General features: G+C 72.8%; 20 protein-coding genes, 1 tRNA gene and 1 pseudogene. 9 read left to right on the top strand and 13 right to left on the bottom strand.

The annotated features are described in order from the left end of the window. The first annotated feature begins 73 nt into the window (after nucleotides 1-73). Together IE134_RS10585 and IE134_RS10590 are read left to right on the top strand one after the other, a co-directional pair. Nucleotides 74-1,828: an alkaline phosphatase D family protein gene (locus IE134_RS10585; RefSeq protein WP_189430301.1), complete on the top strand. Its 1,755-nt coding sequence runs from the start codon at nucleotides 74-76 to the stop codon at nucleotides 1,826-1,828. 114 nt (nucleotides 1,829-1,942) lie between these two features. Next, nucleotides 1,943-2,398 carry a DoxX family protein gene (locus IE134_RS10590; protein WP_189430303.1) on the top strand — a complete coding sequence of 152 codons (456 nt, stop codon included), beginning with the start codon at nucleotides 1,943-1,945 and terminating at the stop codon, nucleotides 2,396-2,398. 130 nt (nucleotides 2,399-2,528) lie between these two features. On the opposite strand, the gene IE134_RS10595 is transcribed toward IE134_RS10590, so the two are convergent. Then, nucleotides 2,529-3,353 carry a superoxide dismutase family protein gene (locus tag IE134_RS10595; RefSeq protein ID WP_030707967.1) on the bottom strand — a complete coding sequence of 275 codons (825 nt, stop codon included), beginning with the start codon at nucleotides 3,351-3,353 and terminating at the stop codon, nucleotides 2,529-2,531. A gap of 198 nt (nucleotides 3,354-3,551) precedes the next feature. Here IE134_RS10595 and IE134_RS10600 point away from each other — a divergent pair. After that, nucleotides 3,552-4,196 (top strand): annotated as a pseudogene (locus IE134_RS10600) (DedA family protein); the annotation flags it as partial. Here the strand turns inward: IE134_RS10600 and IE134_RS10605 are convergent. From IE134_RS10605 to IE134_RS10620, 4 genes are all read right to left on the bottom strand, one after another. Then, nucleotides 4,153-4,377 carry a DUF2277 domain-containing protein gene (locus IE134_RS10605; RefSeq protein WP_006124165.1) on the bottom strand — a complete coding sequence of 75 codons (225 nt, stop codon included), beginning with the start codon at nucleotides 4,375-4,377 and terminating at the stop codon, nucleotides 4,153-4,155. The pseudogene IE134_RS10600 and the gene IE134_RS10605 overlap by 44 nt on opposite strands. Nucleotides 4,378-4,457: 80 nt before the next feature. Continuing rightward, nucleotides 4,458-4,928 carry a DUF7144 family membrane protein gene (locus tag IE134_RS10610; RefSeq protein WP_030707969.1) on the bottom strand — a complete coding sequence of 157 codons (471 nt, stop codon included), beginning with the start codon at nucleotides 4,926-4,928 and terminating at the stop codon, nucleotides 4,458-4,460. A gap of 154 nt (nucleotides 4,929-5,082) precedes the next feature. Beyond that, a complete protein-coding gene (locus IE134_RS10615) occupies nucleotides 5,083-5,436 on the bottom strand; it encodes a DUF8108 domain-containing protein (protein ID WP_030707970.1) in 354 nt (117 codons plus the stop codon). Between the two features lie 4 nt (nucleotides 5,437-5,440). Beyond that, nucleotides 5,441-5,659, bottom strand: coding sequence for a hypothetical protein (locus IE134_RS10620; protein ID WP_030584114.1), 219 nt, complete (start codon nucleotides 5,657-5,659; stop codon nucleotides 5,441-5,443). A 134-nt stretch (nucleotides 5,660-5,793) separates the two neighbouring features. On the opposite strand from IE134_RS10620, the gene IE134_RS10625 reads away from it, so the two are divergent. Further along, a complete protein-coding gene (locus IE134_RS10625; protein ID WP_030707973.1) occupies nucleotides 5,794-6,417 on the top strand; it encodes a histidine phosphatase family protein in 624 nt (207 codons plus the stop codon). Nucleotides 6,418-6,422: 5 nt separating this feature from the next. Here IE134_RS10625 and IE134_RS10630 read toward each other — a convergent pair whose 3' ends face one another. After that, nucleotides 6,423-7,244, bottom strand: coding sequence for an inositol monophosphatase family protein (locus IE134_RS10630; RefSeq protein WP_189430305.1), 822 nt, complete (start codon nucleotides 7,242-7,244; stop codon nucleotides 6,423-6,425). Beyond that, nucleotides 7,241-7,894, bottom strand: a complete 654-nt coding sequence (locus IE134_RS10635; protein ID WP_030707978.1) for a GNAT family N-acetyltransferase — start codon at nucleotides 7,892-7,894, stop codon at nucleotides 7,241-7,243. The genes IE134_RS10630 and IE134_RS10635 overlap by 4 nt, the downstream gene beginning before the upstream one ends. A gap of 162 nt (nucleotides 7,895-8,056) precedes the next feature. On the opposite strand from IE134_RS10635, the gene kilB reads away from it, so the two are divergent. Then, on the top strand, nucleotides 8,057-8,575 hold the full coding sequence (kilB, locus tag IE134_RS10640; protein ID WP_030707980.1) for a plasmid transfer protein KilB: 519 nt from the start codon (nucleotides 8,057-8,059) through the stop codon (nucleotides 8,573-8,575). Nucleotides 8,576-8,674: 99 nt separating this feature from the next. Here kilB and IE134_RS10645 read toward each other — a convergent pair. Then, nucleotides 8,675-8,746 (bottom strand) — tRNA-Val (locus tag IE134_RS10645). Between the two features lie 185 nt (nucleotides 8,747-8,931). Here IE134_RS10645 and IE134_RS10650 point away from each other — a divergent pair. The 3 genes from IE134_RS10650 to IE134_RS10660 all read left to right on the top strand — a co-directional run bounded on the left by IE134_RS10650 (nucleotide 8,932) and on the right by IE134_RS10660 (nucleotide 11,496). Continuing rightward, entirely contained in the window at nucleotides 8,932-9,741 is an 810-nt protein-coding gene (locus IE134_RS10650; protein ID WP_189430307.1) for a DUF4097 family beta strand repeat-containing protein, read from the top strand. A gap of 71 nt (nucleotides 9,742-9,812) precedes the next feature. After that, nucleotides 9,813-11,192: a hypothetical protein gene (locus IE134_RS10655; protein ID WP_098017132.1), complete on the top strand. Its 1,380-nt coding sequence runs from the start codon at nucleotides 9,813-9,815 to the stop codon at nucleotides 11,190-11,192. Between the two features lie 91 nt (nucleotides 11,193-11,283). Further along, entirely contained in the window at nucleotides 11,284-11,496 is a 213-nt protein-coding gene (locus IE134_RS10660; protein ID WP_006124175.1) for an FmdB family zinc ribbon protein, read from the top strand. A 34-nt stretch (nucleotides 11,497-11,530) separates the two neighbouring features. Here IE134_RS10660 and IE134_RS10665 read toward each other — a convergent pair whose 3' ends face one another. The 4 genes from IE134_RS10665 to IE134_RS10680 are packed head-to-tail and all read right to left on the bottom strand — an operon-like array spanning nucleotide 11,531 to nucleotide 16,824. Next, nucleotides 11,531-12,190 carry an O-methyltransferase gene (locus IE134_RS10665; RefSeq protein ID WP_030707986.1) on the bottom strand — a complete coding sequence of 220 codons (660 nt, stop codon included), beginning with the start codon at nucleotides 12,188-12,190 and terminating at the stop codon, nucleotides 11,531-11,533. Nucleotides 12,191-12,231: 41 nt separating this feature from the next. Next, nucleotides 12,232-13,065 carry an HAD family hydrolase gene (locus IE134_RS10670; RefSeq protein WP_189430309.1) on the bottom strand — a complete coding sequence of 278 codons (834 nt, stop codon included), beginning with the start codon at nucleotides 13,063-13,065 and terminating at the stop codon, nucleotides 12,232-12,234. Next, nucleotides 13,062-15,596 (bottom strand): phosphoribosyltransferase, encoded by a 2,535-nt coding sequence (locus tag IE134_RS10675; protein ID WP_189430311.1) that lies wholly within the window; start codon nucleotides 15,594-15,596, stop codon nucleotides 13,062-13,064. The genes IE134_RS10670 and IE134_RS10675 overlap by 4 nt, the downstream gene beginning before the upstream one ends. A 10-nt stretch (nucleotides 15,597-15,606) precedes the next feature. Next, complete coding sequence (locus tag IE134_RS10680; RefSeq protein WP_030707990.1) at nucleotides 15,607-16,824, bottom strand: HpcH/HpaI aldolase/citrate lyase family protein; 1,218 nt, start codon at nucleotides 16,822-16,824, stop codon at nucleotides 15,607-15,609. Between the two features lie 221 nt (nucleotides 16,825-17,045). On the opposite strand from IE134_RS10680, the gene IE134_RS10685 reads away from it, so the two are divergent. Next, on the top strand, nucleotides 17,046-17,939 hold the full coding sequence (locus tag IE134_RS10685; protein ID WP_030707993.1) for a TerD family protein: 894 nt from the start codon (nucleotides 17,046-17,048) through the stop codon (nucleotides 17,937-17,939). 25 nt (nucleotides 17,940-17,964) lie between these two features. Here IE134_RS10685 and IE134_RS10690 read toward each other — a convergent pair whose 3' ends face one another. Further along, nucleotides 17,965-18,699, bottom strand: coding sequence for a TerD family protein (locus IE134_RS10690; RefSeq protein ID WP_030592952.1), 735 nt, complete (start codon nucleotides 18,697-18,699; stop codon nucleotides 17,965-17,967). Nucleotides 18,700-18,721 lie beyond the last annotated feature (22 nt).

Here is an 18,721-nt window from a genome sequence, read left to right on the forward strand (position 1 = left end):
GACCCGTGCGCAGCCCTTCCGCGTTCTGTACGTTACGGAGCCGATCCGTTCCGGCGTCGCGAGGAGGCACCACATGGCCGGGCTGCGCCTGGGACCACTGCTGCGGTACGTCGACTGGGAGTCCGGGTCCACCGCGACCGTCTGGGTCGAGGCGAGCCGTCCGTGCACCGTGGAGGTCCGGTGCGCGGACGGCGCCTCGGGGACGTCGCCCACCTTCTCGGTGGCCGGGCATCACTACGCCCTGGTCGCGGTGGAGGGGCTGACGCCCGGCTCGACGACGGCGTACGAGGTGCTGATCGGCTCCCGGCGCGTCTGGCCGCCCGAGGACACCCGTCTCCCGCCGAGCACCATCACCACGCCGCCGGTGGCGACACCGGCGAACCCGGGGAAGGGCGCGACGGAGAGCGGCGGGGCGGCGCCGGACGGCGTGCGGATCTCGTTCGGGTCGTGCCGCTGGGCGGCCGCCCCGGACGGCGGGCACGATCCCGTGGGGCCGGACGCCCTGGTCACCCTGGCCACCCACCTCGCCGCGGATCCGGCGGCCGAGCGGCCCGACGTCCTGCTGCTCCTGGGCGACCAGGTGTACGCGGACGAGACCTCCGCCGCGACCCGCCGCAGACTCGCCGCCCGCCGGGACCTGAAGGAGCCGCCCGGCGCGGAGATCGCGGACTACGAGGAGTACACCTACCTCTACGACGAATCGTGGCGCGATCCGGAGGTCCGCTGGCTGCTCTCCACGGTTCCCAGCTGCATGATCTTCGACGACCACGACGTGATCGACGACTGGAACACCAGCGCCGCCTGGCAGCGGGACATCCGCGCCACGCCCTGGTGGCACGAACGGATCGTCAGCGGGCTGATGTCGTACTGGGTCCACCAGCACCTGGGCAACCTCTCCCCCGCCGAACTGGCCGCCGACCCCGTGTACGCGGCGGTCAGGGCCTCGCCCGACGGCACGGAGGCGCTGCGCCGCTTCGCCGCCGAGACCGACGCGGACCCCGCCCGTACCCGGTGGAGCTATCGGCGTGTTTTCGGCCGAGTACGGCTGGTGATGGTCGACACCCGCGCGGCCCGCGTCCTGGCCGAGGACCGGCGGGCGATGCTCGACCCCGAGGAGGCCGACTGGCTGCGGGAAGCGGTCCTGGACGACCCCGCTTCGTATGACCATCTGCTCATCGGCAGCTCTCTGCCGTGGCTGCTGCCCCCGCTCGTCCACGACACGGAGCGCTGGAACGCCTCGCTGTGCGCCGGCGTACGCGGGGACCGCTGGGCACGCTTCGGCGAGAAGGTGCGCCGTGCCGGTGACCTGGAGCACTGGGCCGCCTTCCCGGAATCCTTCGACCGGTTCACGGAGCTACTGCGGGAGGCCGCGAGCGGTCCGGACGCCCCGGCGACGGTATGCGTCCTCTCGGGCGATGTGCACCACGCCTACATCACCGAGCCCCGGTGGCCGGACGCCCCGCCCGGGAACGGACGCGCTTCCGGTACCGCCTCCGGCCCCGGCCCGGGAGGCGCCCCGGTGTCCCGCGTCCTCCAGCTGACCTGCTCCCCCGTGCACAACTCGGTCCCCCGGTGGATCCAGGCGGGATTCCGCTTCGGCTGGAGCCGGACGGGCCGGCGGATCGGCCGGTTCCTGGCGCGCCACGGCCGCACCGGGGCGTCGCCGGTCACCTGGGACAGGGCGGGCGGCCCCTGGTTCGGTAACCAGCTCATGACGCTCACATTGCTTGGCCGGAAGTCTGCGCTGACATTGGTACAGGCCACAGCGGGGAAGCAGGGGGCCCAGCTCGAAGCGGTTCTTGAGCGTTCACTCACCCCTGAGGGTTAGACGATTTTCAGCCATCCGACAGAATGTTGAAGTTGCAAGCACTGGTGAGGTTTCCCTAACCTGATGCGCCCAGTCGGTTCACGTCCCCACCCCGACCGAAGGAGCCCACCCCCCATGCTCATCCGCTTGAACCAGGCGCAGCCCTATGTGCTCAGCCTCTTCCGCTTCATCGTCGGCCTGCTCTTCGCCTTCCACGGCGCCGCCTCCCTCTTCGGGGTGCTCGGCGGCAACCAGGCGGAGACCGGTGCCTGGCCCGGCTGGTACGCCGCTCTGATCCAGCTGGTCTGCGGGTCTCTCGTCGCCCTCGGACTCGGCACCCGTGCCGCGGCGTTCCTCGCCTCGGGCTCGATGGCCTACGCGTACTTCAAGGTGCACCAGCCGGAAGCGTTCCTGCCGCTCCAGAACGGCGGCGAGCCGTCGGCGATGTTCTGCTGGGCGTTCCTGCTGCTGGTCTTCACCGGTCCGGGAGCGGTCGCCCTGGACCGCTTCTTCGGTTCGCGGAGCACGGGCACGGCGGCCACCGCCAAGGACACGACCCGGCACGACAAGGCCCCGGCCGTCTCGGTCTGACCGGCCCTCCCCGGCCCCCGCGTTCCGGCGCCGACCCGGCGCGCGGCGGGACCGGAAACGTACGGCGGCGCCCCGTTCCCCCGAGTTCGCGGAGGGAGCGGGGCGCCGCCGCGTACGCGGCGCTACGCGGTCAGGCCTGTCCCTCAGGCCCGAACGGCACCGTGAAGCAGGCGGCCCGCTCCCCCGCACCGCCCTGCCGGTCGTGGATGATCACCGACCGTGCCCCGCCCTCCCGGAAGTTCCAGCCGTGCAGGGCCTCCGCGCGCCCGTCGCCGTCCTCGTCCGTCCGGAAGTCCAGCCACACCTCGTTGACCGGGTCCGCGGTCGCCGACGGGCGGTGCTGGTAGTGCGGTCCCGCGGCGGCCGGGTCGGCACCGCAGGGCGAGGTGTGCACGTGCATCCCGTACGCACGGCCGGGCACGAGCCCGTGCAGGCGCGTCCCGACCCGGGTGCCGGACGGGTCCGTGAACTGGGTGACCTCGATCCGGGCGCCTGCCGGCACCAGCCGGGTGTCGTACGTCAGCGCGTCGGACGGCACGAAGGAACCGGGCGGGGAGAACACCCCCGCGGCCCGCATCCACGAGCTGCCGCCCGTGGCGGCGAGGTCATCCGTACGGCTCGGATCTGCCGCGAGAGCGCCGGGCGCGCCGTGGTCTCCTGAGCCGTCATGCGCTCCGGAGGCGCCGTGGGCGCCCGGGGCGTCGTGAGCTCCCGGGGCGTCGTGGGCGCCCTGAGCACCCTGCGTGCCGTGCCCGCTGTGGGCGGACTCCTGGGCGACGCCGACGCCCGATCCGTACGCCAGCGTCAGCAGCACCGCCGCTCCCGCCAGCGCGCCGGGGACCCGCGGGATCCCCCGGCCCCGCGACCTCGTACCGCCCTCGGGTCCCGCCGTCGGCCGCTGTCCCGAAATCGGGTGCGCCGGACCGGGTCCCGTCCGTACCATCCATGCCGTCATGCGCTGCTCCTCGCTCGTGCCGGTCTTTCTCCCCGCCTAACGGGCGCATGGCCGTCAGGTGTACGTGACCTGCACAACATCACCCGCCCTGGGCGATCTCGGGAGAGGCCCCACGCGTACGCTGTACAGCTGAACCTGCCGCCCCTGCCGCTCCCCTGCGACCGTCGCGGCGTCGACACGATCGGGGAGTCGTAGACGGTGTTGGAGAGTGTGGCTGCGCTGACCAGCAGCCCATGGATCTACGTGGTGGTCGCCGCCTCCGTCCTCCTGGACGTCTTCCTGCCCCTCCTGCCGAGCGGTGTTCTCGTCATCACGGCCGCCACGGCGGCGGCAGCGGGCTCCACCACCGTGAACGGCGCCGGTGAGGGCACCGGCGGGCAGGTCCCCTCGCTCGTCGTCCTGATCCTGTGCGCGGCCACCGCGTCGGTGCTCGGCGACCTCGTCGCGTACCGGCTCGCCTGGCGCGGGGGCGACCGGCTGGACCGGGCCATCGCCCGCTCCCGGCGCCTGACCAGCGCGCAGGAACGTCTCGGCGCGGCACTGAGCCGGGGCGGGGGCGCGCTGGTGATCATCGCCCGGTTCGCCCCGGCGGGCCGCTCCGTGGTCTCCCTCGGCGCGGGCGCCGCCCACCGAAGGAAGCGGGACTTCCTCCCCTGGTCCGCGCTGGCGGGCCTGGCCTGGGCCGGTTACAGCGTGGGGCTCGGCTACTTCGGCGGCCGTTGGCTGGGGTCGACCTGGTTCGGCACGGCCGTCTCGGTGCTGGCCCTGTTCGCGGCAGGCGCGCTGGCGGCGTTCGTGGTCAAGCGCCCCGCGACGCGCCCCGTATCTCCAGCCCGTCGAGCAGCTTCATCGTCGCTGCGGTGATCTCGTCGACGGCACGGTCGAACACCTCCCGGTTGTGCGCGGCGGGCGCGCGGAACCCGGAGACCTTGCGTACGTACTGAAGGGCGGCGGCCCGCATGTCCTCCTCGGTGGCCTCTTCGGGGAGGGCGGGCGGGCGGAGCGTCTTGATGCTGCGGCACATGACTCCAGTGTGGACCGCCCCACTGACAACGGACACCCGGCCGCCCCGCGGCCGGGTGACTCTCTGCCTGCGCCGGTCGCTCAGCCGCTCCGCGCCCAGTCGTCCCTGTCCGACCGGTCGGTGCACAGGGCCCAGATGACGAAGACGTCGATCGCGATGGTGACGATGGCCCAGACCGGGGTGTACGGGAGCCACATGAAGTTGGCGATGAGGTTCAGGGAGGCGAGGGCGACGCCCGCGCCGCGGGCCCAGGCCGCGCCTTTGAGGATGCCCCAGCCCACGAGGATGAGGACCACGCCCAGGATGAGGTGGATCCAGCCCCACGAGGTGACGCTGAACTTGAAGACGTAGTCGTTGATCCGCGTGTAGACGTCGTTCGAGGCGATCCCCGCGATGCCCTTCAGCACTCCGAGGACACCGTCCACGAAGAGCAGGACACCGGCGAACACCGTTCCCCCGGCCGCCCACGGGCTGCCCGGGTCGCCGCCCGGACGGGGTTCGGCGGGGCGCGAGGCGCCGGGCGGGGGCGGGGGTGTGCTGGACTGCGACATGAGGACTCCTTAGCCGGAACAGGCGCCGGTTCAGCCGGAACGGATGCCGGGCGCCTGCTGCCCTGACCCGCCCCGGTGGTGCGGGCAGATCAGCTCCGACGTTCCTCGCGGCGTCCGGGCGCGGCCAGCGGGACGCACCCGTTCGGGTGAAGGGTCACGGCGCACTGACCGTGACGATGCGCCCCTGGGCGTCGACGGTGAGCGCCTCCCGTTCGACGCGGTTGACCAGGGCGAGACCAGCCCACACGACGCCCCACACCAGGCACGAGAAGACGGTGAGGAAGGCGTGCAGCACGTGGTTCACCGGCTGCCCGCGCACCAGCACCACCTGGCTCCCGGAGCGGGACTCGACGCGCCAGCCGCTCGCGATGCGCCGGCTCACGACCCAGTCCAGGATGAGCGCCCGCTGCGCTGCGTCGGGAGGCTCGCGCCCGGCGTCCCCGGCGACGTAATAGCCGGGCGGAGGTTCGATCGACGCGCTCTCCCGTACCGTTCGACGACGCTTCACGGGATCACCCCCAGGTGTCGAGGTCGCCGCCGCGCCATTCGATCAGCCCGGGCCGGTCCAGCTCGACGATCTTGTCGGGCCCGGGGGCGAACCCCGCGGCCCGCAGCAGCGCGGCCACCTCGCCCCGCCCGTGCGCCAGGCCCACGATCTGGCCGTGCACGGTGACCCGCCGTCCTCCGGTCGCGGAAGGCGGATAGACGATCACGGGCGGGTGCTCGGCCATGCCTCCACGGTGCCCCGAGCCCTGCCCCCGCGCATCCCGGGCGGCCCCGCCCCGCTCCACGGAACCGCCCGGCCGCGGCCGGGCGTCCCCGAAGACATCTCTACGATCATGAATCGCGATGGAGGACCCGGCCCATGACGGCAACAGCCGCCCGCTATCTGTACGTGACCCGGCACGGTGAGGCCTCCGAGGACGAGACCACGCTGACGGAGGCCGGCCGCCGTCAGGCCGCCCTGCTCGGGGAGCGGCTGCGCGGGGCCCCGATCACGGCGATCCACCACGGCCCGCTCCCCCGCGCCGAGCAGACGGCGCGGCTGGTGGGCGAGCAGTTGCCGGGGGTTCCCCTGCTGCGGTCCGAACCGGCCGGCGACTACCTCCCGTACCTGCCGTCACGGGAGGAGCTGCCGGCGGAGTCGGCCGACCGGACGCTCGCCCGGCTGGCCGAATTCCCGGCGGCGGAACGCGAGCTGGGCCCCGGTCTCGCCGAGGAGGCGCTCGTACGGTTCACGGGAACGGTCGAGGGTGACGAGCCCCGCCATGAACTCCTCGTCACCCACAACTTCCTGGTCGGCTGGCTCGTCCGGGCCGCACTGGACGCCCCGAAGTGGCGCTGGCTGGGCCTCAACCACGCCAACGCCGGGCTGACCGTGATCCGTTACGCGCCCGGCCGTCCCCCGGCGCTCCTCCTGTTCAACGACACGGGCCATCTGCCCGCCGAACTCCGCTGGACCGGCTTCCCGCCCGAACTGCGCGTCTGAGGGGTTCAGCCGGTCCGCCCGCGACCGCCGATCATCGACATGAGCAGCTCGTGCGTCCCCGCGTCCGCGGCCGCGACGAGCCCGCTGCCACCCGATCCGCCCGGTCCGACCGGGCGGCCGTCGACCCCGGTGACGACGCAGCCGGCGGCCCGGCACAGGGCGATCCCGGCGGCGAAGTGCACGCTCCCGCTCAGGTCGCCGCCGTCCGTGACGTAGGCGGCCCGCCTGCCCGCCGCGACCCAGGCCAGCGCCAGCGTCGTGGAGACGACGCGCGGGCGGAAGCTCTCGATGAACCCGGGGTGGGCGAGCAGGTCGACGGCCCGGAATCCCGGGGCGCTCGGGAAGGGCGGATCGAGGTTCACGTCCACCAGCCGGGTGTCCGCCGTGGGCGTCAACGGCCGCTCGTCGCCCGGCACTCCGGTCCGGACCCGGGCGCTCTCCCCGTCGGTGAGGAAGACCTCGCCGCTGAACGGATCGGCCACGGCGGCCGGGCCGTTGCGCAACACCACGTTGACGGCGACGAGTTGGGAGCCGGTGGCGTAGTTGAGCGTCCCGCACAGGGGGTCCACCAGCCACTCCCGCTCCGCGTCGGCCGCCCCCTGCCTGCCGCCCTCCTCGCCGTGCACCGCGTCCCCGGGCCGGGCGGCACGGATGACGTCGAGGATCGCCTGCTCGGCGGCCAGGTCGGCGTCGGTGGCGAAGTCCCCGGAACCCTTGTCGATACGGGAGTGGATCCGCCCGTACCGGGCCCGCACGACCTCCGCCCCGGCCAGCGCGGCGGCTGCCGCGACCTCGGTGTCCGTCGGGTTCGTGGATGAGCCGATCACGCCCCCTCCCGACGGCCGAGGAGCAGCGCCTCCGAGCCGACCGGCCGGAATCCGGCGGCCTGGAACGCCCGGATGCTGCGCGCGTTGCCCGCGGCCTGCTGCGACCAGAGCGGTTCGCCCGGGGGTACGAGATGCCGTGCGGCTCTGGCCAGGGCTCGCCCGAGCCCCCGGTGCCGGGCGTCCTCGTCCAGCTCGACGGCCACCTCCCAACGACCGGCCACGCCGCGCCCGAGCACCAGCACTCCGCCGTCGACCTCCCACATCCGGACCCCGTCCCGGCGCCGCCGGGCACTCACGACCCGCGGGTGCACAGGATCGGTGATCTCCCTTATTTCCAGGCCGGGTTCACCGGGCAGCGAGGACGCCACGGTCAGGAGGTCGATCGTGTCGGTGGTCCGCCCGGTACGTTCCAGGAAGGCCGACAGGAAGCGCGGATGCATGGTCGCGGCCAGCGCATCGCAGTCCAGGGCGGCCAGCGTGGCATGGACCCACTCGGGGTCCTCGTCGGTGAACACGACCGAGTGCGCGGTGAAGGCGATCACCCCCGTGTCGCGGCCACTCGGCGCGGCGACCACGGTCGTCCTCCCGTCGGTCTCCGGAAACCGCCCGCACGCCGCTCCGTCCAGGATCTCCGTCAGTGTCTGCCCCATCAACTTCCCCCTCCTCCTTCACCGTTCGCCGCCCGCGCTCAGGAGAAACACGGATCGACCTTCAACGGTCAACGGCAGAAGGGACGATAACCCCATGACCGATGAAGATCTGTTCGAGCCCGACCCCTGCGACCGCAGCGAGACCGACGGGGATCACGTCTGATGTGGGAAAGCGCGATCGCCGTCATAGGCACCCTCGCCGGCGGACTCATGGTCACGGTCACCCAGCAGCTGACCGACCGGCGCCAGAAGCGCGAGCAGCACCGTGAGCGCGTCGCGGACCTCACCGGCCAGCTCCTGAGCGCCGCGCTCCGCTACCGCCAGCTGTACTGGCTCCGGGTGGACGCCCGCCGGGCGGGCGAGCCGGACCCCGTCGTCCGGGCGGATTTCTACCAGGCCCGCAGCGATGTGACCGAGGCCCGGGACCGGCTGGCCCTGGCCGTCACCGACGAGACCTTGCTCCGGGCGGCCGGACGCGCGGCCTGGAGTGCCCTGGACCTGAGCGACATCGACCCCGGCGTCCCGGAGGACGGCCGCTACACGCCGGAGACCGAGGCCCGGCTCGAAGCGGCGCGGCAGCGTACGCACAACGCCCACACCGAGCTGCGGCAGGCCGCCACCGGCTACGGCACCGCGTCGGCCCCCGGCCGTGCCGTCGACACACGGTCGCAGTCCACCTGACGTCCCTGTGGCCTCTTGGTGGACTTCCGGCATGAGAAGGCCCCCCGATCGATCACGATCGGGGGGCCGGAACAGGCTCTCACCTGCTACTCACTGCTGTGGGCGCGGACGGTTTCGAACCGCCGACATCTGCTTTGTAAGAGCAGCGCTCTACCCCTGAGCTACGCACCCGTGGATGAGGCAACAGCGTACATGGACCGGGGCCCTGCTCATAAACCGTTCGGGACCGGGGGATAACCCCACCCCCGAGACGGTGGTCGGCCGGATCCCGCCGGGGGCCGTCGGTGCATACGGTTTGAGTGCACCGGCAACGACGCCCGGTGGCACGCACCGCACGCACTGGGGGACCGATCACCGTGGACATCGTGACGAGCGCACCGACTGGCACCCGTTCCGGGGCGCGCCTCGGGGGCACCGGGCGGGCCCTCGCTCTCGGGGGCGGGGTGGCGTTCCTGGCGCTGGCTCTCACCGGGTGCGGGAGCACGGACGTGGACGGCGCCCCCGTCGAGCGCAAGTCGTTCGCTCTGGAGGGGAAGACGCTGACCATCGACGCCGAGAACGGAGTCGTGGACCTCGTGCCGGCCGATGTCGAGCAGGTCGAGGTGGAGCGGCAGTTCGACGGGTGGGCGGTGTTCGGCAGCGGGCCCGACGCCGTGTGGAAGATGGAGGGCGACACCCTCACGCTCCGCGTGACGTGCGAAGGCATCGGCAACTGCGACTCCCGGCACCAGGTGAAGGTGCCCCGCGGGGTCGCGGTGACAGCCGCCTCGGACAACGGGACGGTCACCGCCACCGGCTTCGACAGCGCGCTGGATCTGTCCTCCGACAACGGCGAGATCAACGTCCGGGACGCCGGCGGCGCGCTGAAGCTCAAGAGCGACAACGGGGAGGTGCGGGCCGAGCGGATATCCGGCCCTTCCGTGACCGCCCGCGCCGACAACGGGGAGATCCGGCTGGGCTTCGCCTCCGTGCCCGACCTCGTGGACACCGTGAGTGACAACGGGAGCATCACCATCGATCTGCCGTCGGGCGGGCAGAAGTACAAAGTCGATGCCTCCGCGGACAACGGGGACGTCTCCGTGGACGTGCCGCGCGGCGACGACAGCGCCCATGTGGTGAAGGCCTACAGCGACAACGGGGAAGTCACCGTGCGAAGCGCGAACTAACCGACCCGTGTGTTCGTCCTTACCTGGTGGGAGAATGTACCGGGCAGGGCGAATCGGCACGGGAGAGGGATGTGACGGCGACCAACGCGCGGCCGGAGGCAGGAGCGGGTGCGAGTTCCGCCGTTCGCAGTGGCCGGGACCTTCTGGCGCTGATGCTGCTGCCCGTGCCCCTCGTGCTGGCCGTGCTGCCCGCCGCCTTCGCCGGTGGCGGTACGCGCCGGTGGTTCGGCGGACGCGGGGGGGAGAGTCAGCGGGCCGAGGCGCAGGCCGCGAAGGACGCCGCCGCCGAGGCTTTCTACGACCTGGACACCGCCCAGCGTGATCTGCGGATCTCCATCGAGACCATCAACGCCGTGGACAGCTCCCCGCGCGGTCGCAAGGCGTCCGAGGACTTCGCCGCGCTCGGCCGGCGGATCGACGAGGTCAGCCACACCTACATCACCGCCGTCGACAGCCATGATCTGGACCGGGACGATCTGGAGCCCGCCGTCGCCTCCCGGGCCCGCACCGAGCTGACCCGGGCCAAGGACGACCTCGTGCGGGTCAAGGGCGAGCTGGACCGCTTCGCCCAGGGGCTCGGGCCGCTGCTGGGCAGTGCGGAGACCCAGCTCGCCCGGCTCGCCCCCGCCGTCGAGCGGGCCCGGCAGGCGCTCCTCGCGGCCAGCAACGCCCTCGACACCGTGCGGGCCGCGGGGCTGCGGGCCGATGAGCTCGCCGCCCGGCTCGCCGCGCTCGCCCCCGAGCTGACCAAGCTGAACCAGGGCGCGGGGAAGCACGGCGTCCCGGAGACCCTCCAGCGCGCCGATGTGGTCCTCCGTGACGCCGAGGCCGTGCGCACCGAGGCGGAGCGGCTGCCCGAGCGGGCCGCCGAGATCGACCGGCGGCTGGTGTCCCTGCGGACCCGGGCGCAGGCGCTCACGACCCGGGCGGGATCGGTGGAGCCGGTGCTCAGCGAGTTGCGGCGGCGTTTCTCGGCCGCCTGCTGGCAGGACCTCCAGCCCGTCCCGGAGCAGGCCGCCGTCAACGTACGGCAGGCGGAGGACAAGCTCGCCGAGGCGGCGAAGGCGCGGGAGGAGCAGCGCTGGGCGGACGCCACGTCCCGGCTGTCCACGGTCCGCGCCCTGCTCAACACGGTGGACGAGGCGGTCTCCGCCGCCGGGGACCGGTTGCAGCAGCTGAACGCGGTGGCGAAGGACCCGCAGCAGGAGATCGAGCGGACCCGGTTCGCGGTGCGGGACGCCCAGCGCCTCGCCATGGCCGGCCGGCACACGCCCGATCCCCGGCACGCACGGCCGCTCGACGATTCCGTCGCCCGGCTGGAGCGGGCCATCGCCGGGCTCGAAGGGCGCCACCCCGACTACTGGCACTTCCTGACCGAGACCGAGGCCGTGCGGCAAACCGCGGCCCGGGTCGTCTCCGACATCCGCGAGGAACGCGGCGGCGGCGCGTAGGGCCTTGTCGTCGAACTGCCGCCTGCCGCGCTCCGGGCGACGACTGCAGATGGACGCCTGGCCCCAGGGACGCGTGCTCTAGCCTGAGCCCATGCCTCGATACGAATTCCGGTGCCGCACCTGCGGAGACACCTTCGAAGTCAGCCGTCCCATGGCGCAGTCCTCGGACCCCGCCTCCTGCCCCGCGGGCCACGACGACACCGTCAAGCTGTTGTCCGCCGTGGCCGTGGGCGGCGCTGCCGGGTCCGCGCCGGCGCCCTCCGGCGGAGGCGGTGGCTGCTGCGGGGGCGGGTGCTGCGGCTGAGCCCCCGGAATCCGTCCCCGCAGCCAGCCCGCCACTACCTCTTGCGGGACAGCGTCAGGCCGTCCGCGACCGTCAGCAGCACGCTGTCCATCCGGGCGTCCGCGCTCACATGGTCGTTGAACTCCTTGATCGCCGCCGTCGGGCCCGTCGCCTCCGGGTCCGTCACCCCGCCGTGGAAGAGCACGTTGTCCGTGGCGATGACCCCGCCCTGCCGCATCCTGGGCACCAGCTCCTCCCAGTACGCGATGTAGCCGCCCTTGTCCGCGTCCAGGTAGGCGAAGTCGATGTGCGGCTCGGCGGGCATCGCGCGCAGGGAGTCCAGGGCCGGGGCGATCCGCAGGTCGATCCGGTCCGCGACGCCCGCCTTCTCCCAGGCGTCCCTGCCGTACGCCGTCCACTCCTCCGAGATGTCACAGGCGATCAGCGTGCCGTCGGCGGGCAGCGCCTGGGCCATCGCCAGGGCGCTGAACCCCGTGAACGTGCCGACCTCCACCACATGCCGGGCGCCGACCAGCCGGACGAGGAAGGCCAGCAGCGGGGCCTGTTCCTCGGCCGACACCATGCCCGCGTGGTCGGGGAATCGTGCGTACGTGGTGTCCACCAGCTCCCGCTGGACGGGGTCCAGCGGCGGGTTGTGGGCCAGCATGTACCGGTAGAGCTCGTCGGTGATCGTGGTGTCGTTGCCCTTGGTCATGCCCCCAGCCTCGCGCAACGCGCGCCCGCGCGCAGGAGAACTCACACAGCGGCGGCCGCCAGGAAGCGGCGCAGGATCTCCTCCCCCGCAGCCCCGCCCCGCTCCTCCAGGGCCACCACGTGCGGGGCCCGCCAGCCCTCGTCGGCCAGTTCGCCGTGGCCGGGGCGCCAGCCGAGGTCGGCGGCGAGCAGCAGGTCGGCGTCGAGGAGGGAGTCCCCGGCGGCGAGCGTGCGGGTGGCTCCCGTGCGGCTGGCGACCTCGTGCATCGCGGCGCTCTTGGTGAGCGGCGCCGGGACCGCGTAGATCTTGCGGCCCTGGAGGGAGACCGTCCAGCCGCGCGGACGGGCCCAGGCCGCCAGCTCCTTCACCCACTCCTCGGGCAGCAGGGACCGTTCGACGACGAGGTAGGTGAAGAGGTCCTCGGCGACCCGTTCCTTGAGCAGCCAGGCCGGGTCGGCGGTGGTGGCGAGGTGGGCGCGGATCTCGCTGAGCGGCGCGCACTCGGCCGCGATCCGGGACTCCACCTGCTGCTGCCAGTCGCGGTCGGAGACGCCGTCGACCAGGATGTGGCCGCCGTTGGCGCAGATCGCGTACCGGGAGGCGGGGCCGGGGAGGTGGATGCGGTGGTACTGCTCGCGGGTGCGGGTGGTGGTCGGCACGAAGACGGTGGCGCCCGCCACCTCGGTGAGGAGGGCGGCGGCCGTCTCCGTCATATAGGAGAGCGGCTTGTGGCCGTACACCTCGACGCACAGGAGCCGGGGGGCCTCCGCGTCCGGCATGGACAGGTCGAGCGAGGCGGCCGAGTAGATCAGCGTACGGTCGAGGTCGCTCGCCACCAGGGTGGTGGCCGAAGAGGTCGAAGAGGTCACGCTCATGCGCCCTTCACCGCCTTGCCGTCCGCGCCCGTCGCGCCGCGTGTGTACCGGGGGTGGATCAGACCGACACAGCTGTACGGGAGGCCGTCGACCTCCTCGACCGGGACGCCGCGCTGTTCGGCCAGCAGCCGGATGTGGGTCAGGTCCGCGCCCGCGCCGCGCTTCGCGAGGATCTTCCAGGGGACGCGGCGGAGCAGCACCCGGGTGGTCTCGCCGACGCCCGGCTTGACCAGGTTGACGTCGTGGATGCCGTACTCCTCGCTGATCCGCTCGACGGCCGCCCAGCCCTCCCAGGTCGGGGCACGGTCGGCGGCGAGCAGTTCCTTGGCCTCGTCCTCGACCTGGCCCGCCACCTCGTCGAAGCGGGCGGCGATCGTGTCGAGGAAGCGGACCGAGACGTCGGCGCCGGCCAGCTCCCGGTAGAACTTCCCGCCGTGGAAGTCGTTCGGCCCGACCAGGTCGGCGCGGAGCACCGTACGGGAAATGAGGCCGGAGACCGTGGAGTTGAGGCAGGCCGAGGGAATGAGGAAGTCCTCGCGGGTGCCGTACGTCCGCACACAGCCGCCCGGGTCCGCGAGCACCGCGATCTCCGGGTCGAAGCCGGCGGGCCCGCCCGACGCCTCGAACTCCTCTATCGCCGCTGCCAGTTCGCGGGTGATCGCACCCTTCCCCGTCCAGCCGTCGACGAACACCACGTCGGCCGGGTCGTGATGGGCGGCCAGCCAGCGCAGGGCGGTGGCGTCGATGCCCCGGCCCCGGACGATGGAGATGGCGTAGTGCGGCAGGTCCAGGCCGTGCCGGTGCTGGGCCCAGCGGCGCATCAGCACCCCGACCGGGGTTCCGGCCCGGGCGAGCGAGACGAGGACGGGGCGGGGGCCGCGTTCGGCGAGGACCGTCTCGGTGACGGTGCCGACGGCGCGGGCGATGCGCGCGGCGGAGGTCTCCAGGGCGGTGGAGAACAGCGCCTGGTACTCGGCGCTCGGCTGGTACTCCACGGGCAGCGACTCCGCGTAGTGCGCGCCGCCGCTCTGGATCGCCTCCTCGCGCTCCTCGGTGGGCGCCTCCAGCTCGGTGTCCGAGAGGTCCTGGAGCAGCCAGCCGACGTCCTCGGGCGCGTAGCTGGAGAAGTCGGGGCCTCGGAGGGGCTCGGGCAGCACGGCGGACTCCTGCGAGTGGGAGACAGGTGTGGGGGTGTACGAGGGGACGACCGCGAGGATCACCTGGCCGGTGTGGGCCGCCAGGCGGGCCAACAGCCCTTCGGAGGCGTGCAGTTCGGAGGTGTCGGCGGTGGAGTCGACGACGGCGACCACCGCGTCGAAGCCGGCGCCGGCCACGTTGTACGCGTACCGGTCGCCGGGGCCGTCCGCCGGGGTGTCGTGGGCCGGGAAGACGAGGCGGGTGCGTATCGCGTAGCCGGGGTCGTCGACGGCGAGGACGGGTGAGCGGGTGGTGGTGGAGTAGCGGACCTCCGTGTCGGCGCCCAGGGTCTCCTCCAGGGCCGTGCCCAGGCGCAGCGGCGCGTACATCAGCTCCTCGAAGCCGAGGACGAGCACCCGGCCCAGGCGCGCCCCGCCGCCCAGCGCGCCCGCGATCCGCTCCGCCATGCCCGGCAGCGCCGCTTCGAGCGCCGCCCGGTGGGCCGGGGTGAAGCCGTGCCGGCCGCCGTCGGGAACGCCCGCGGGCCAGTCGAGGTCGACGCGGGTGACCGGGGCGGGAGCCGGTACGGAGGGCGGCGCGGAGGCGGTAGCCTCCCGCGCTTCCCCGGCCTCCCCCGCCTCCGCCTGCTCCGCCTCCTGGGCCGCGACCAGGGCCTGGCCGCGTTCCAGCACGCCGTCCGGGAGCGTGACCGTGCCCGTGGAGCGGGTCACCAGGTCCACGCGGGCGCCGATCTCGGCGGCGAAGGCGGTCAGCCGGTCGCGGTCCGCCGGGGAGCGCATGTCGACCAGCGCGACGATGACGTACCGGTCGCGCGGGTGCAGTTCGTGCAGGGCGCGGATGGTGTTGAGCACCGTGTTGCCGGTGGAGAACTCGTCGTCGACCAGCACCAGGGTGGAGGCCTCCGCTCCCTGGGCCAGCAGCTCGGGGTCCTCCGGCAGCAGCAGGTGCGAGGTGGCGTGCGAGTGGGCCTCCTCGAAGCCGCCCGCCTGCGCCACGCCCGACACCGGGCGCCGGGTGGAGTGCAGGTACGGGGCGTCGCGCAGGCCGTCCGCGACGGCGTGGCCGAGGCCGGTGGCCGTCTCCGCGTATCCGAGGACCACCGCGCGGCGGGCCCCCTCCTCGCCGAGCAGCGCCCGGACCCGCTCACCGAGCCCGTATCCCGCCGCGTACACGACGGAGGGCCGCTGGGGCACATGCTTGCCCAGCACGTTGGAGACGAGCAGGTGCGCCCGCTTGGGGTTGCGGCGCAGGGCCAGGCCCAGTAGCTCCCGCAGGTCTCCGTCACCTTCGAGGGCGACTCCGAGCCGCTCGGCCACCCAGTCGCCCGACCACACCACGTCCACGTTCTCTTCTCTCGTCGCGCGCTCGCTCATCGACGCGCGCTCAGTTCGTCAGGCCGGCGGCCAGCAGGTCCACGAAGCCGACGTCTTCCCTCGCCACCCCGAAGACCTCGGCCCGCTGGAGCGTGCGCTCGGCCCAGGCCCGGTGCGGCTTCACTTCATTCATCTTGTTCGTGTACGCCGAGCGCAGCACCCCGCCGCCCCCGCGCTCGGGGCTCAGGATGTCCTGGGCGTCGGTGAACTCCTCGTGGCTGACCACGGACAGTGCGTGGACGGGCGCCACGTGCGACGGGTGGATGCAGGTCTTGCCGAGCAGGCCGTTGGCCCGGTCGAGCTCGATCTCCCGGAGCAGTCCGTCCATGTCGTGCTCGATGAGGGCCGTGCGCAGCTCCTCGGCGCGGCCCTCCAGGAAGGGGCTGCGGCGCAGCTGGGGCTTGAACATGCGCTCCTGGCGGCGGAAGTACTCCCAGACCGGGCCGGTGATCGTGAAGCCGGTGCCGTCGGCCCGGCCGAGCACGTTGACCACGTCGGCGATCACGGAGGCGACGATGTGGACGTCGTACGCCGTCATGTCGGGGGCGCGGCGCAGTCCGTAGGCCGAGCAGAAGTCGGTGACGCCGAGCCGCAGGGCGAGGACCCGGTCCCGGTATTTGTCGACGCTGCGGGCGATGCCCCGGAGGATGTCGCCGCGCGTCTCCAGATGGAGCAGCTCGGGGGATTCGAGGACGGGCATGGCGAAGAGCCGTCGGCCGCATGCCGTCTCGGCCTCGGCGAGCGCCTCCAGGAAGTGCCTGCCACGCTCTTCGGTGAATTTGGGAAGTACGAAACCGGACAACATCCGGACCGAGTCGCCGAGGCGGTGCACCAGGTCGGTGATCTGGGCCGGTTCCCGTACACGGATGAAGAGGAGCGGGACGTCCTCGCCGGCCTCGCCCTGGGCGTCGCCCGTGCTGCCTGCGGTAGGCCCGGACGCCGCGTCCCGGGCGGCCAGCGCGGCGAACTGCCTGATCAGGTTGGCTTCGGCGTCGGTCACCTCGGCGTCGTCGATCGAGTCCTCCAGGCAGAGCACCATGGAGACGACACCGCGCGCGGCCTGCTTCAGCACGTCCTCGGCGAGCGACGGACGGGTGGCCGGGGAGTAGAGCGTGGCCCCCAGGGCGACGGAGAGCATCTTCGCCGGGGACTCCGCGGTGAAGGTGCTGGGCTCTCTGTGGAACAGGCCCTCGCGGGCAGCGGGCGATATGTGCCCGAAGTGACGCATGATTTTCCCCCGAACTGCCTGACCGGCCGAACAACGCATGGCCGGTAATAGTACGTACGGACGGGTGTCAACAGTTCCCCATGTACATGAATTTCCGGTTACTCGCCCCTTGTCCGGCCCCCTCTCGCGGTACGGTCCCGCTCGGCCCGCGCCGAAACCGGGTACGGCCGTGCCGCCCCCCGCGTTGTCCGCACGGGCCCCCAGCAGGCAGGATGACCGTCATGACGCACACGATGCTGAAGGGCTCGAACGTCCCTGTCGATGCCGCGGCCGTCCGGGCCGTGCTGCGCTGGACCCCGGGCGCCGGGGTTCCCGACGTGGACGCCTCCGCCCTGCTCCTCGGTGCGTCCGGACGGGTGCGGTCGGACGAGGACTTCGTCTTCTACAACCAGCCCCGGCACCCCTCCGGCCTGGTCCGGCGGCTGCCGAAGCGCAGCGTCCCGGAAGGGCTGACGGACACCATCGAGGCGGACCTCGGGGCGCTCGACGCTTCGGTGGACCAGGTCGTCATCGCGGCCTCCTCCGACGGGGCCGCCTTCGAGCGGGTGCCGGACCTGCGGATACTCCTGTTCGACTCCGCGTTCGCCGACGGCGAGCCGCTGGCGGTGTTCGATGTGCGGCCGGAGACCGGGGAAGAGACGGCGATCATCTGCGGCGAGCTGTACCGCCGCGGCGAGGGCTGGAAGTTCCGTGCGGTCGGCCAGGGCTATCCCACCGGCCTGATCGGCCTGGCCACCGCCTTCGGTATCTCGGTGGACGAGTCGGAGGGCGCGGACCGGGCGGCCGACGGGACGCAGGAGCCGGCCGCCGCGGGACCTCTCCCGGCCGCCGTGCCGCCGCCTCCGAGCGCGCCGCCGGGACCCGTCCCGGCCGCGGTCACCGGGGCCGGGGCCGACTCCCAGGCCACGGTGCAGCATCAGCAGCCCTCCTACGGCTATCCGCCCCCGGCCGCGCCCCCCGCTGCCCCCGGGGCCCAGCAGCCGGCGTACGGCTATCCGCAGCCCGCCGCCGCACCGCCCGCCTACGGTTATCCGCAGCCCGCGGCAGCCGCCGCGCACGCGCCCGACCCCCATTTCGCGCTGCCTCCACAAGGTCCGCAGTTCGTCCGGTCCTGAGTCGTGCCCCGGGAGCGGCCCCGGATCAGGTCCGGGACTTGTAGCCGCGCCCCCATTGCATGCCGTAGCCGTACAGCCGGTCCAGCTCGGACTGGAATCCGTACACGAACTTCACCTCGCGGCGCACGATCAGCTCGTCCTTGATGTTCTCCACGGTGAACACCGCGCAGGAGCGGGCCTGCGGGGCGCGTTCGTCCAGCTCGATCTCGATCCGCGGGCCATGCCCCGGGTAGAGCGTGATCTTGGCGTGCGTACGGTCGAACGCCGGCGTCCGGTCGTAGATGTAGACGAAGAACAGCAGCCGCTTGATCTTGTCGCGCTGGTCGAGGTTGACGTAGACCGTCTCGCCCGAGGGCGCGCCGAACCGGTCGTCGCCGCTGAGCCGGACGTAGGGCGGGCCGTTGAGGTCGCCGATCAGACTGCCCAGCGGCTGCACGACCCCCTTGGTGCCGTCCATCAGCTCGTACATGCAGCCGAGGTCCAGGTCGACGTTGACGACGCCCTGGGTGTGCGCCTGGACCACCTCGGGCTTGAAGAGCTGGAGGGGGCGCCGCAGCCTGCCGCTCTGGCGTGAGCGGCCCTCGATGTCCGAGGTCCGCATCCGCCAGGAGAGGTTGACCCGGAGGTTGCCCGAGAGGGCTCCCTGCTTGTTGAGCGAGATCGTGGCGTTCCGCTTGGACAGCACGACGGCGCTCGACGTCGCGTTGCCCGAGTCGAACTGTGCCGCGCGCCCCGGCCACAGGCCGTCGAAGAATCCCATCCCTACCCCCACCTGTTCGCGT

Source organism: Streptomyces rubiginosohelvolus (genome assembly GCF_014649875.1).
GTDB classification, from domain to species: domain Bacteria; phylum Actinomycetota; class Actinomycetes; order Streptomycetales; family Streptomycetaceae; genus Streptomyces; species Streptomyces rubiginosohelvolus.